This is a genomic window from Blastopirellula marina (assembly GCF_002967765.1).
In the GTDB taxonomy this organism is placed as follows: domain Bacteria; phylum Planctomycetota; class Planctomycetia; order Pirellulales; family Pirellulaceae; genus Bremerella; species Bremerella marina_A.
This window is the reverse complement of the sequence record NZ_PUHY01000012.1, coordinates 746,288-760,574: the sequence shown is the minus strand read 5'-3', so window position 1 is coordinate 760,574 and position 14,287 is coordinate 746,288. Positions and strand designations below refer to the sequence as shown.

Genomic DNA, 14,287 nt, shown 5'->3' with positions numbered 1-14,287 from the left:
GTCAAAACAGAGGGAGGAGGTGCTGAACTAGTTCGTGGGCTGTTCCGGCTCCGCTTCGCGTTCAAGTTCCTGCTCCTCTTGCTCTCTTTTGGCTTGTAGATGGCGATCAACCGCTTTGTGATGATCCCAGTTTCCGGAAGAGCCTGCGCGACGTTCATCAAGATTCATTAAGATCTCACTGGGACCATACAAGATCACGGTGTCACCTGCTTGCAGTTTCGTAAACCCTCGTGGCGCGCCGATATAATCACTACCAGGTCGATCGACACCAAGGACTAACACGCCTTCCTCGGAAAGTCGGAGTGCCGCTAGCTCACGTTCGGCGAGCCAATCCTCCTTCTCAACTTCCATCTCGACCACGGTGTAGCCGTGACCTAAGTGCAACAGATTGGAATAGTCGCAAACTTCCAAATCAGTCCAACGTCGCAGGGCCATCTCGACCAGGTTATTTAAACGCTTGTCGACCCATTCGCTACGCGAAATGATCCATAGCACAAAGATCCCACCGGCCAGGAAGCCGAAACGAATCCACAGGTAAGATGACGTCTCACTTCCGGCGTGGACGAACGAAAGCATCAACGAACTGACTGCCGTCACAATCCCAGCATTCCCAAGCAGCATCAGCATCATGATGATCTTCCGGCGCACGGGATGTTGCACCACGCGATCAGATTCGGAAGTCGTAAAGCCAGAGCCAGTGAATGCGGAACGTGCTTGAAATTGTGCGAGCTGTTGAGAGATACCAGTCAGAACCAAAGCCATCGTCGCGACGCGAACGACCATTAGCGAGATCACGATGACCAGCAGCAAAGAAAATATGGGAAGAAACGACGCCATAACGACTGTTTTCACCTCTTTCTGGTGCGAAACTCTTTAAGAATGCTTCTCTTCTTACTAGAAGCAAACGCCGCGCCAGATGCGGAAAATGTAAGGTTCGTTAGTGCAGCGAGAAGCGACTTTCAGCGAGCCGATCGAATTCTTCCTGGTGCGATTCCTTCTTGGGGACCGACTCTTTCCAGCAAGGATCGACCAGGCGAATATCCAACGCCCCGAGTGCGAAATGAAGTGGATAGCCAACTAACCAAACGCATACCAAGCTCAGGCGATAGACATCGGCGGTCTCCCATAATCCGTGGGCTCCATCGAAGTTTCGTACTAGTCCATCTGCTGCTGGTACGAACAGGAAAGCGACGACTGCCAGAATCATGTAGGGAATCATACGTAACGAGGTGATAGCCCGAAGCGGCAATAGCTGCAGAACCACTGCGATCGCAAACACCGCACCGCGGCCAACCAAGATCGCTCCCTCACGCAGGGCAGCATCGGAGTCCATGCCAGCTAATCGATGATTGGCGCCACCCAGAAGCACCGCTAACGCCCCCATCAGCACCAAAAGCTTCAGCCAGGCAAAACGGGGCAAAGTCTCCTTCTGCCAGTCTGCCCAGGCGAAAATAATCGCCGCTGTTAAGCTCACCAGCGCGGAGGCTACGACTACCAAGCCAAGATCTTGCAATGGTTCATTAGGAAAGTGAGGTGGTCGAAGTCCCAAGATAATCGTGGCAAAGAAGCCGACCATCAAGCGTTTGCCGAAATTACCAGAGCCACAACCAACGTAGAAGCCTGCGATCCCCGCTAAAGCGAAGCGAAACTCTTGACTTACGAACCAAAATTCCTCTCCGAACAAACCGACGGTAATCGCCACACATAGGGCCATCAACGTCAGAACTTGTAAGTACATTCGGGTCGGCGCAGTATCCCACGCACGCTTCTCGAGCGGGTTTTCTTGCAAAGCAGGCGACCAGGGATTTGCGAATTCGTCAGGCATATTGCGTCATCGATTTCATCTCGAGTTCGGAACAACGCCGAAGCGACCTTCTCTAGTTTAATAAATATCGTCGAAATCGACAGTCTCGGAATTGGACTTCAACAGTTCCGCCGATGGCGGCTTGATCGGCGACGAGGTCTCTGGGCTTACATCGACCGGGCATTCTTCCATGCTCCAACCAGGTTGAACAAGCGACCAGTTCTGTTTTCGTAGTGACCAATCAAGTGGGTAAACCGTTAGCCAAATCGTAGCAACTCCGAATCCATAAACTTCTAGCCACTCTTCGAGATCGGTCATCCCAATCAATAGGTATTGAATGCCGTAAGAGGCGAACATCGTGCACACAGCACACGCGCCGGCAAATAGCCACCATCGGACAACACGTTCTTGCCTTGCCCAAAGAACCGCACATTGCATCACAAAGGCAATCCCTAACAGACTCACATGAAACACCAGAAGAACCAATCGATAGATTTGAGCCCCTTGGAACTCAAGCGTGTGCATCGCTCGCAAGACAACAAACAACACCGCAGCACCAATCATGGCGAACATGATTCCCTTGATCGAAATCGTGTGATGTTTGTTGGAGGAACGAGTTATCAATGAAATCAGGGAGCGAAGAAGAAAGGTAATTCCAGCGAACAGCAACGCGCTGAGTGCTAACAATAACGTAGTACGCACCGGATCGGATTCGTCTAGCCACCCTAACAAAGGAATAAGCAAAACGGTGATGAAACATCGTAACCACCAACGAGCACGGCCACAGGCGAGCCAGAAACCAAGGACGCCCGTTTGCCCAAGTCGGATCAGAATTGAGTAATCCATTCCTGGAGAGCTCATTATTTTCACAGCAACCAAATCGATAATAGCAAACGCTACCAAAATAGCGCTGATCATGCCCCAATTGGGATTCCTCACCCATGATTCTTCCGAAGTGCCCTGTTGCGAGAAACACTCGTAAAAGAACGATGGCACGATGTCCTGCCATGGATGCCTTTTGCGCAGAGACGAGATCGCTGGACCTTCCGTGGTTTGCTCCATCCAATCGTCGCGTATCAAGTTCCAAGAGATCGTACTTAAGACAAATTGCAAAGGAACGACAACGCTCCATAACGCTAGGTTCGCCGTCAGATAGATTCTTACGATCTCGTGGAATTCAACGTAATCGTCGAATAGATACGAACCTACCGACGTGATGACCACGGTGAGGACCACACAAACCAACGCCCATGCGTGCAGTAGAAGGATGGTCCTCCAGCGTCTTCCGCAAAGGGGCATGCATTGAGCTGCCAACGCGAAACTTAACGTGCAGAGATAAAACAACACACGGGCTACTTCTAAGAGAGAGCCTTCGGTGGTGTATTCGACACCGAATCGAATCGCCAACATCGTCAACGCCGCGACGGCCGTGACCTGCATCATGGCAGCAAGCGAGAAAGATCGACTTTGGTTTTCTTCCCGAAGTATGTAAGAAAGCAATCCTCGGATGCCGTAAGCGATCGCTGCCGTTACGAAGATCGTTACGCCAACGAGGCCAGCTAATTGGAGCGAATCCTGGTTGGCGGTCAGCCCCAGAAGTGTCGTCACGAGACCGACAGCCACAAGTCGCATCCACCATCGTAGTCGACCGGCAGCAAACCAAAATCCAGCCAGGCCCACGAATCCGAGTCGGACAAAGAGGAACTCGTCTGGTCCATTGTCATAAAATGACAGAGATACTGGAATAATGGCAACCAACCAGATCACGGCGCCAACTAGCAATCCAAACCAAAGGGTGTGAAACGATGCATGGCGAACGATTGGGGCGTTGCTTGTAGTTTGAGGTTGCCTGGAGATCTCGTTGTCCATGCTCCGCCGCCGTCGTAAGAGGACTACTCAGTACCCCACGGATTTTAGAACATACTGAACGTGATCGCGAACAACTTTTCAAATCGCTAGCAAGAGACTAGCCATCATGCTCGGGGCTAGTGCTGTTGTACATAACGTCGCTGCGAAGAACATATTTCACACCTTCCGCGACCACCTCTCCTTCATGAAGTTGGGGATGATGAAAAAGCAGTGCGCTACCAGCACGTGGTTCGATACGAAACGTTTCTGGCTGGAAGAAACGCGTGCCTCCCCCTCCAAAATCATCGTTCAGGTAGACAAGAAACGTAAAGTCACTCTTCTCAAAGTGGCTGCGACGATATCGGCCATCGAAATGGGGTGCAAACGATTGGCCTGGCTCGTACTTATAGAAGCGTAGCCGCTCGTTCAAGCCGATCGCTGAACGTTGTCGCCAAGGGTCGATCACCCATGGCTGGATTCGTTGCCAAAGATGTTTGGCCGTTACAGGATCGTCCGCTAGAACCCGCGTGTTGTTGCGAACATCTCGTCGCATCACGGCACCTTCCGACGTCGTGATGGGCGCATCCACAAAGCCAAGTTCTTCCGCCATAGCGATATATTGCTGACATTCTTGAGGCGAGAGGAATCCGTGGATCACATAGACATAGTCGTAATGAAAGGTTTCGCGGTACATCAATAACGCTTTCGTTGAAACAGAAACGGTTTCAACGAAAGACACGGGAGTCTATTGGTCGGTTCGTGCCGCTAGGGTAGGCGGAGCATTTCCCGGCATGCGAGAGCAAGAAATGAATACTTCCGTCGAATAGAATAGGTACTCATCGTTTCGTGTTACCTTTCCCGGATTTCTTGAAGTTTCTGCGGACATGGCTGGATTGGGACCAGATTACGACGCTGAAGAAGGTTTTGACCTTCCCGAGTTGGCTTTTCGGCTAGGGCAGTTTCTTTACAACGCATTCGCCGGGCTGTTCTTGCCCGCTCAAACACGTAGCGAACAACTGGCCCGTTGGACAGCCCTACCCTGCTTGATCGTTTCGATCGTGGGCGTTGTTTTGCTCAGCTTCATCTCGCTGGAACTTTGGATGCAAGGGCTCGTTGTCTTATTGGGCCTCACCATGTTCTGTTACGCAGGGTGGGTGGCGCATGTGTTAGAGCGTCGGTTCGAACGTTACGAGCGAGAAGCAGACGAAAACCCGCATATCGATCTCTCCGATTTCACAAAGCGAAAACGTCGGCGTTAGCCACCTAATGTCTCTATCAGTGATGAGTTCGGAAGCCGAAATAGGCGGAATGCCCGTAAGAAATGCTAGAGGAGGGATGGGGTGAGAGACCTATCCCGTGCAAGCCTCCAAGCTTATTTCGTAACCCGCAGGTAAGCTGAGATTGCCTTCTAGGAGACTGACGCGAGTTCGGAAAAACGTGGCAGTATCGAAGAGGACAATCGCAGTTGACCATTGGCGTGATAGATAACCCAGTGTCGAAGCTTGTTCGTCTTCAAGGTACTGGGTTTCCGGCGTTTGCCCCTGCCGGCACAAATGAATTGCTGGTTGCTATTGCTAAGGATCGCTCGCCAAAGCCATTCGGCTCGAGGAGGAATCAGGTTGACTCAGCTCACTCCGCTGTTCGATCGGGAACATATTCCGTTCCATCACCTCGGGGTCTGATGTTGTCCACGTTTCGCGAACATTATCGGCGTACACTTTTCTGTGTACATTCATGTCTCGCCAATGGCAGATGTAGCGGTCTTGATTCCACGATTTGCGAGGAAGTTGATCATCGGATTTCAAAAGACGCCAAGCGCGAACTTGAAATCGTTGGGAAGCACTGTCCCATTGGTAGAAAATAAGTTGATTGATGACGAGACGACCTTGAAGGTCGTACAAATGATTAATTTCGATTAGATCGACATGATCGACCAAGTGAGTTTCCGCTGGAGCTGCCCCCAGCGAAGCCATCGATAAGATGGATGCGACTACGAACGAGGTCATACTCGTCTCCCAAAAGCCAGTCGTTGGATATGGAGAGTTCCGCGACTTCCGTTCACGGAGCTGAGATGCGCAAATTGTCGTTCGCATTCCGGAATGCTGTTCACGGGTTAATGCGAAAGGTATGCCAATTCGCGAAACGGCTTACCGCCATGCCTCCGTAACTCCTGTTGGGACTTGACTTACAAAAAAGACAAAACGCTCCGATTCGTCTCATCGATTTCGGACACAAAATTAGCAATGCTCAAGTCAGATGCACGAAGAATCATGGATGCTAATTTTTTGGACACGTACGCAGCTGGACTACTTTATGTATCCCACGTAAGCAGATACCACGTGCAATTCCCCGTAACTACGTAACTTCTTGTAGGCAGCAAAGGCCCGGGCGACTTGTTTTCTGCCAGGCACCGTTAATTTAGGTAGAATGGCGAACGATTGCTTTACGAACGAGAAAGGTGACACGCGTGCTCGGAGCTATCGCAAATTGGGTGGTGATCCTGTTTGTCGGATTCGTCCACCTGGCGATGTATGGCATTCTTTTGGGGATCATTGGACAGCCTGATTCAACGGAAGAGTTCGCCTTCTATCTGACGATGCCGTTTGCTGATGTTGGCGTGCTGGGGTTCTGGCTGGTCGTCGGCAGCCACCGAGCTTGGTTGCGGCTGATGGTGACAATTGTTGGCTTTTGTGCTGTGCTCGCGATCGGGGTCAATGCGATGGAGATTCATCCGATGATACTTGCTCCGGCTTATGCCGCGACCCTTTCCAGCACGGCACTTGGAACCCTTGGTCTGGGATGCATCGCGGCTTACTTTCCTGGTTGGCGTGGCTGGCAAGTTCGCTTTGCCTTATGGGAGATCATTGTCGCAACCTGCCTGATTGGGATCGCGCTGGCCGTGCTGCGCGGAGTGATGGTCAACGATCTTCTCAATTGGAATCAATGGCTCAGCGAAGAAGGCCGTGAGTTCCTGACGTTCTCCATTGTCTCTGGAATTTTCTTGGCGATTGCAGGGTTGCCAATTTTGGCCACCGGTTGGAATGTCCGTGGCCTTGCTATGATAGTCATGTTCGTCCTGCTGTCGGTCATACCAGCCCTCGAAAGGGAGGTGTTCGCATTCGTGGGCTCGGGTAGGCCAAGTTACGGTCTTTTATACTATGCTCACATCTTTCAAGTGGCTTGTGCCTGGTTGACCTTGGTACCTTTACGATGGGCCTTCCCTGGTCTGCTTCAAGCTTGGAGCCAGCCAGTTGAGCCAATCATTGATGCGGCGTCGCATGAGTCGAATGAGGCACCAACGCAGATTAAATCGAACGAGGATTTCTTCGAAATGCAGTGACCTGAGGCGAACGCAATGCAACTAACCCAGCGGCAATGGTTCATCCTCGTTTGGCTAATTCTTCTTCAGCTGGTGACTTACGCTGTGATTTACCTAACAGCTGGAAGTCTCGCCACGTTGCACTGGGTGTTGTGGGGGATTCTTTCTGCCCCCTACGCCCAAGGCGCGCTGCTCGGCTTTCTGCTAGTTGCTGGACGATGGTCCATTGCGTGGCGAAGGTTATCGGCCGTAGCTGGCATCGTCGCAATCATGGCGATCTGCTTATTGTTCTTTGATCGTGAAGTCGTCTTGATCGGGGTCACCTCGTCGGCGAGTGCGTTGGTTGCCGCAATCGTTTCAATGATCGCCAGCCGACATCTGACCACTTTGCCGAAGCTAAATCTACGAAACATTCATTTCGCACTATGGGAAGTCATTGCGATGACTTGTCTCATAGGATTATTGCTAATGGTATTGCGGATGGTCGAGTTCGATACCAGTCCACCATGGCCCGATTTGATCGATCCCTATTTCACAACCTATGCCATTACTTCAGCGTTGTTTTCAGTAATCTGTGCCTTGGCAGCACTCACCACAAACTGGAAAGAGCGCGCGAAGTGGTTCGTAGGATGTCTGGCGTTATGGATAGCCATCCCATGGATCGACATCGGCCTCTTTTCACTTCTTCAACTGGATGAGCTCCTCGAGCTCAGTGGATACCTGTTGCTGTTCTATCCTGCCCACGCCATCCAAGCGGTGATCGTCTGGGGAACGCTTTTCCCGCTGAGATATGGCTTTCCTGGCTCACTAAGCGCCGACGCGTCATCCATCCAACCGAAAGCTGAACATTCGAATCTTACGGACGATTTCGCCGAAATGAACTAATTGCCCGAAGAAGCGTTGCTGCCAATGCAAACGAGATACTCTTGTCGCTCTCCGCTCGAACTATCGGCATAACGGGCGTAGAGCCGACCTTCGCTCGCAGTGGGGGTTGCAAACGTTTCGTCTCCAAGTTGATTCTTGGCGATCGATTCGTACTTCTCGGGATTGGCTTTGAGAACGTACATGTTTCCTTTTTCATCAGCGACAAAGATGTTATTGCCACTTAATAGAGGTGACGAACTAACGGGACTTCCCAAACGCGTTTTCCACATCTGTTCGCCTGTCTTTCCATTCCAGCAGAAGAAAATACCTCGATCGTTAATCGCGTAAAGATATCCATCGTGAGCCAACATCGATTGTTCGTAGCACTGCTCACGATTGGTCCACAGCACTTCCGGCTTGTCGCTCACCTGAATGGCAACGGTCTGCGTGGGGGAGGCAGGATAGCCACCGCTCGCATAAACAATGTCGCCATCCCAAACAATCGTTCCGCATGTGGCCTGATTCGTTCCTTCGACTTCCCAGAATTGCTTTCCTGATGCGGGATCTAGCGACACGACTTTTTGCTGCCCGCTGAGTAGCAGTTGATCACGCCCAGCGATGTGCGCGACGATCGGCGTGCTGTACGAAGTTCCGATACGAGGAATCCGCCAGCGCTCGCCACCGTCCTTCTGTGAAAAGGCTGCCAACCAGCCATCTTCGTATTCTGATGCCACGATGACCAAGTCCTGGTAAAGCATGGGAGATGGGGCATAACCGAATTTGTATTTCTCTGGCGCGTACGATCCTGCGTTGACTCGCCATAGAATCTTGCCGCGCAAATCGAGTGCCGTTAGTTGTACAGTCTGATCTTGGATAAAAACGGCGAACAGCTGATCACCGTTCGATGCCAAGGTAGAGGTAGCGTGCGTGTTCTTGGCATGTACATCCGTTTGAAACCCACCACGAGTGACCGGCGTTTCCCAAACCTGTTCACCAGATGCTTTGTCGTAGGCCACCACACTAGCAACCTGTTCCGCTTGGTTCGCCGAAGTGAGAAAGACGTGTTCTCCCACGATGATCGGAGAAGAATGCCCACGACCTTTCAGCGGAATTCGCCAAACAACATTCTTGGTCTCGTCCCATTCGGTAGGGACTGCTGGCCCAACTGCGATATTATTCCCACTTGGACCACGCCACATCAGCCAGTCACCCGCAGACCCCTCACCTCCGTCGGAAGCCCACACAGCGGCTGTCAGGCAAAGACAAACAACACCAGCGATACCGATACGCGTCATGACACGTTTCCGCGAAATAGGAAGGTTAGATTTGTGGGGATAATTGGTGGGAACTACCTATTCTGCGTTCCCAAGCACCTAATTTCAACTCGGCAATATTGAATGCTATAGGCATCGGTGGCATCACAAAAAAATCGCTCAGACCAGGGCGATCTGAGCGATGGGTAGGCGGCATGGGGTGAGGAAGAATTTGCTTTTGACAGGCGGGCAAAGAGGTAAGCATCGAGGTCGACTACAAGGTTGGTCTAGTCGTCCCACTCACCTAAGTATTGCATCAAAAAGTCGATATCGCCCACATAACTTTTGTCAGAACCCTTCGTCGAATAGGCAACGACGACGTCAAATCCGGCAGCATAGCTGGAAAAATCTTCCCCATATAGGGCTGCGTAATTTGACCTTGCGACAAGTTTGTCATCCGATGCCGTGTCGAATAGGTAGGCCACGTCGTGTCCGCCCATGTTCGCAATCGCATTTACACGGTCAAATCCGCGGGCCGAGTTCGCATACCCTTGTCCAGCCATCGAGCTCTCGACGGTACGACTATAGAATGTGTCGTTGCCAATCGTATCGTAGAAAAATGCTTGATCCGATCCACCGTTTCTCGAAATTGCCGTGGAACGGTCAAAGCCTTGTGTAAGGGTGTAGTAACCGGTGCCGTACATATAAGCTTGGTTTCCACGCGCGACGTAGGTGTCGTCCCCAACGGTATCGAAGAACGTGGCAATATCATTGCCTCCGTTGATCGCCATCGCGGTCACCCGAGCGAAATTGTAAACGGCGTTGTAGTAGCCTGGTCCGCTCAACACACTGGTATTCCCGTAGGAAACGAAATTGTCGTTACCTGCCGAATCGTATAGATAGGCTTGGTCGTACCCGCCGCTGCTGTACACATTGGTTCGATCGAAACCGTAAGTGGAGACGGTTGAGTCGGATGTCATCATGTAGGCATCCTGACCGCGACCAATGAAATAGTCGTTGCCACTCGAGTCGTACAATAGCGCCTTATCAACACCGCCATTGGAAGCACTGGCCGTGACACTGCGAGCTCCAAATACTTCGTTCCGGTAGCCACTGCCCACCATGCTGAACTTCGTGGAGCTGCTCGTGAATGTATCGTTGCCTGCGGTATCCGACATGATCACCGTATCATACGAACTCGCATAGCCAACGTTATACTCCGTGTTGGTCGTCGACCAAGTAAAACCGGCTCCTACTACCTTCATGTTATCGCCCTGGAAGGTCCATACTTCACGTCCAGAAGTACCGTAGAAGCGAGCCCAGTCTGCACCTGCGCCACCGTCGAAAGTGATCTTCTTCACCTGCGAAGCGTTGAAGGTCGACGACTTACCGTTCATGGTAACCGTGATGGTCAAACCACCATGAACCACCGCGATTCGGTCATTGCCGTCGGTACCGAGTATTGCCAGCGTGCCGCTGTTGAGTTTGAACGGAGAAGATTCGGTGACCGAAACCGAGTAGTTGCCCATCTGGGTACTATCGGAACCTTTTACGGAGAAGTAAACCGTACCACTCGACGTTGCCGTCCAGACGACCTTGGTGCCTGATGTGCTCGAGTCCTGAGCTAACTGGGAAGCACCGTTACTGCTGTAAAGCGTAAGCACCGAAGCCGCCAACGAATTGTGATTCGTATCGATCACGTAGGTCTTACCCGCTTCCGCACTGAATCGGAAGTAGTCGACATCGCCACCGTAGTTCAACTTGCCTGCTTGCGAGCTACCGACGGAGATTTGGGTTGCACCTGCCGCGTCATTGGCATGATCGTCAGGCTGTATCACCGTCAGCGTTGTTCCAACGAGATTGCTCTTATCACCCTTATCGTCGGTGGCCTGAGCAAACACCATGTGGCTTCCGGTGGTGGTGAATGGGTTGCTGATCGTCAAACTGGCCAGTCCACCACTGATCGCGGTAACGCTACCAAGCACAACGTCGGTGTCGTCCCATTTGCCGTTTCCATTACTGTCGCGATAGAACGTGACCTGCGATACGCTGCCGTCCGAATCGGCAACGCTGCTCGCCGTTAACGTGATGTTATCGGTTTCGCCCAAATAAACCGTGCTCGTATCGGACGAGACACCTCCTAAGGTCGGAGCTTGGTTGGGTTCCGGTTCCGGCTCTGGATCCGGAGTTGGATCGGGTATCGCGTTCTCGGGGGTCAACTGGGCCAACGTACCAGCGGCATTCAACCGCATTCCGGTCATTACTTTTCCGCCCAAGCCCGAAATCCAATCGCCACCAGCCAAGATCGCATCTTTTACCTCGGCGGCCGTCGCATCAGGATCGTAAGCAAATGCCAACGCAGCGACACCTGTCACATGCGGGGCAGCCATGCTGGTACCAGAAAACGATGCGTAATACCCACCAGCGATCGTGCTGTAGATTCCAACGCCAGGTGCGGCGATATCGACCGAGCTCGCTCCATAATTACTGAAACTCGCCAAGTTATCATTGCGATCGGTCGCAGCAACCGTGATCACATTATTGACGTTATAACTTGACGGGTAATGTGGATTGACGTCGTTGTTGGTGCCATCATTACCAGCCGCGGCAACGAACAAGATGTCTGCGGCTTCACTGGCGCGGATGGCCGAATCGAGTGAAGCACTGTAGCCACCGCCACCCCAACTATTGTTCAAGACGCGAATATTGACGCCGTACTGAGATCGCATCATCGTGGCGTAATTGATCGCGCGAATCGCGTCGGAAGTATATCCGGATCCGCTCGCCGATAGGAACTTAAGAGCCATGATCGACGTATTCCAGGCAACTCCTGTTACGCCCCGGGCATTATTCCCTTGTGCCGCAATCGTTCCTGCCACGTGCGTTCCGTGGTGATTATCGTCCATCGGATCGCCGTCGTTATTGACGAAGTCGAATCCGTGGACGTCGTCGATGAACCCGTTGTTGTCATCATCAATGCCGTTCCCGGCGATCTCACCGGGATTTGTCCAAATGTTGCCGACTAAGTCAGGGTGGGTATAGTCGACTCCTGTGTCAATGATTCCGACGACCACGCTATCCGAACCGGTCGTCTTGTCCCAAGCTTCCGGGGCGTCGATGTTCTTCATGCCATAGGTAGACGAATAGCTTGGATCGTTTGGTGCGATATGAAAGACCGAAGCCACGTCAAGTTCAAAGCTGGCGATCGCATCGATCGAGCTGAACCATGCGCCGACGTCGTCTGCTGTCGCCCCTTCGCTATGTACGAGAATCTGCCCGACTAGTCCCAGACCACGGACCACTTCGACATCAAATCCGCTGCCCGCAAGCAGCCCACTGACTTGCGATACAGACGTAAGCTGGCTTGCCACGTTGGTCGAAAGTTGAACGATCCAATCGTTGGTGTACGGATCTTGAGTTGATTGTTGTGTGACACCAGTGGAGTCAGACTCGACACCACCGCCTGTTCGTTCAAAATCGCTTCCGGAAACATCTTGGAACCAGATGGAGGAAATATCCGCGGCCATCATGCTGCGAACTTCGAGCGATTCGATCGAAGTATGCTGAGTAGTCCGCTTACTCCTGCGACGAGGACTCTTCGTTGAGTTCGGAGTTAGATTATGCAACCAGCCCGCCAGCCCCGTATGTACATCACGGTTGTCGCTATCAGAACTTCCCACCTTACTGCTCCTACAATTCACCTTCTGGTCTGGCTCCTACCAGGCCGACGGTTTGGACAAGTGCATGCTGATCGATGCTAGCCGTCCCTAAATTGCCTGGGGCCCGACTACTGCGTGTCAGCAGGAACACGGCATCACGTTTCAGCAAACGCCGTGAAAAGCAGAGCGTGACGTGGATCACCTTTGCTGCCAAAAGCTGGCTGCCCGGTCACGCTGGGGAGTAGGAGACATTCACAGAAAGCATCTGCTGGCATTCCTTGCTAGCAAGCTGCCCCTCCGCATGTTCCTGCGGAAAGATCGGTCGCGCCTTCCCTGGCGTCAAATCGAGCGATCAAGGATTCTGAAAAAATCCTCAGAATTGCTCAAGTCCAAGTCGCTTCAAACCGACATTTGTGGCGAAAAGAATACAGCAAGTGCGGCTAGCTGCTGATGTTATGCAGCGATGTTGATTTTTCGATACGTCCCGTTTCGCCTGGAATTCTCGTATCAAATGGCCCTATTTGGGCTCCCAAGTCGAAGCCAACGACCCCACATTCACGGGTTGCCGATCTGCGACCCATCGCTCGATCAATTTCCAAACCGCGACCTTCTGCACGGGTGCTAGCTGCGTGGCATCGAACCAGTTCTCTTGGCCTAGATACCCAGCTTGACTGTAGCCGCGATCCAAGAAGTACGACCACGCTTCTTCGTCAATCAGTACTGACTCGGGCAAACCGCTGTCGGCGATCAGATTATGCACCGAATCTAACCATTGCCTCCACGCCACTCGCTCGACATGAATTTTTTTACCTTTGCGGCGATATCCCATAGCGCTTCGTCTCGCTCAAGCGGCGATGTAAATCGGGTGAATTAAGTAAGCAGACGAAACAGACCATATCCAAGAATTATCGTCGCCAACGCAATTTTCACTATCAATCGATTCACGGCGCGGCCGCCCCATGCAGGCTTCCCTTCGTCGTTCAGGGTGCTTCCATCAAGCAACGCCACAATGGCGAAGCCAACGCAAACGAGTCCAATGGCGATCAAAATAACATCACCCACCATCGGATATTCGTTAAGCAAACGCGGATAAGGCGCGACCAGCAGTCAAGCGGCGCATCATTCCTCTCAGTAAGAAAGACGTCTCGGGACCATTACAAACGTAGTTCGCTCGTGTTTGATCGATCTTGCCAGTTCATGAGCAGAATCGTCGAGAACTCCTGCGATAGGATCTAACCAACCAACATCTTGTAGATACCAAACACGATCGCTGCGCCGCCACAGATAATCCGAATAACGGCCACAACACGAGCCCATGTGCCTTCCATCTTACGGCCATAGTTATCGCGAGTTCTTCCCGAGATCAGTGATACGGTTCCCCATCCGGCCACCATCAATCCTAGCACCAACGCCAAAGCTCCGAGCACCATCGGGTTTTCGTCGAGATATCGATTGAAGTCATCTTTTGCGTCGGCGAGAAGTAAAAGGAACTGCATACGTAACGACCTGATTAAGAACGGAACAACACTAAGTTCTCATG

General features: G+C 52.1%; 12 protein-coding genes. 3 read left to right on the top strand and 9 right to left on the bottom strand.

Going from position 1 to position 14,287, the window contains the following annotated elements; all coding sequences use genetic code 11:
• Positions 1-27 precede the first annotated feature (27 nt).
• The 4 genes from C5Y83_RS19620 to C5Y83_RS19605 form a co-directional block, all read right to left on the bottom strand.
• Positions 28-837, bottom strand: coding sequence for a TrkA C-terminal domain-containing protein (locus C5Y83_RS19620; RefSeq protein ID WP_105331443.1), 810 nt, complete (start codon positions 835-837; stop codon positions 28-30).
• Between the two features lie 100 nt (positions 838-937).
• A complete protein-coding gene (locus C5Y83_RS19615; protein ID WP_105331442.1) occupies positions 938-1,825 on the bottom strand; it encodes a hypothetical protein in 888 nt (295 codons plus the stop codon).
• A 57-nt stretch (positions 1,826-1,882) separates the two neighbouring features.
• Positions 1,883-3,673 (bottom strand): hypothetical protein, encoded by a 1,791-nt coding sequence (locus C5Y83_RS19610; protein WP_105331441.1) that lies wholly within the window; start codon positions 3,671-3,673, stop codon positions 1,883-1,885.
• A gap of 97 nt (positions 3,674-3,770) precedes the next feature.
• Entirely contained in the window at positions 3,771-4,346 is a 576-nt protein-coding gene (locus C5Y83_RS19605; RefSeq protein ID WP_105331440.1) for a prolyl hydroxylase family protein, read from the bottom strand.
• 190 nt (positions 4,347-4,536) lie between these two features.
• Here C5Y83_RS19605 and C5Y83_RS19600 point away from each other — a divergent pair, with 190 nt between their 5' ends.
• The gene (locus C5Y83_RS19600) at positions 4,537-4,911 is read left to right on the top strand and encodes a hypothetical protein (protein ID WP_105331439.1); all 375 of its coding nucleotides are present in this window, start codon (positions 4,537-4,539) and stop codon (positions 4,909-4,911) included.
• 315 nt (positions 4,912-5,226) lie between these two features.
• Here the strand turns inward: C5Y83_RS19600 and C5Y83_RS19595 are convergent, their stop codons facing one another.
• Positions 5,227-5,658 carry a hypothetical protein gene (locus C5Y83_RS19595; RefSeq protein WP_105331438.1) on the bottom strand — a complete coding sequence of 144 codons (432 nt, stop codon included), beginning with the start codon at positions 5,656-5,658 and terminating at the stop codon, positions 5,227-5,229.
• Positions 5,659-6,110: 452 nt separating this feature from the next.
• On the opposite strand from C5Y83_RS19595, the gene C5Y83_RS19590 reads away from it, so the two are divergent.
• Positions 6,111-6,992, top strand: a complete 882-nt coding sequence (locus tag C5Y83_RS19590; RefSeq protein ID WP_105331437.1) for a hypothetical protein — start codon at positions 6,111-6,113, stop codon at positions 6,990-6,992.
• A 15-nt stretch (positions 6,993-7,007) separates the two neighbouring features.
• A complete protein-coding gene (locus C5Y83_RS19585; RefSeq protein WP_105331436.1) occupies positions 7,008-7,856 on the top strand; it encodes a hypothetical protein in 849 nt (282 codons plus the stop codon).
• Here C5Y83_RS19585 and C5Y83_RS19580 read toward each other — a convergent pair.
• The 4 genes from C5Y83_RS19580 to C5Y83_RS19560 form a co-directional block, all read right to left on the bottom strand.
• Positions 7,853-9,130 carry a PQQ-binding-like beta-propeller repeat protein gene (locus C5Y83_RS19580; protein ID WP_105331435.1) on the bottom strand — a complete coding sequence of 426 codons (1,278 nt, stop codon included), beginning with the start codon at positions 9,128-9,130 and terminating at the stop codon, positions 7,853-7,855. The genes C5Y83_RS19585 and C5Y83_RS19580 overlap by 4 nt on opposite strands.
• A 245-nt stretch (positions 9,131-9,375) precedes the next feature.
• The gene (locus C5Y83_RS19575; RefSeq protein WP_199195077.1) at positions 9,376-12,768 is read right to left on the bottom strand and encodes a S8 family peptidase; all 3,393 of its coding nucleotides are present in this window, start codon (positions 12,766-12,768) and stop codon (positions 9,376-9,378) included.
• A gap of 496 nt (positions 12,769-13,264) precedes the next feature.
• Positions 13,265-13,507, bottom strand: coding sequence for a hypothetical protein (locus C5Y83_RS19570; protein WP_146117842.1), 243 nt, complete (start codon positions 13,505-13,507; stop codon positions 13,265-13,267).
• Positions 13,508-13,979: 472 nt separating this feature from the next.
• Positions 13,980-14,243 (bottom strand): hypothetical protein, encoded by a 264-nt coding sequence (locus C5Y83_RS19560; RefSeq protein WP_105331432.1) that lies wholly within the window; start codon positions 14,241-14,243, stop codon positions 13,980-13,982.
• Positions 14,244-14,287 lie beyond the last annotated feature (44 nt).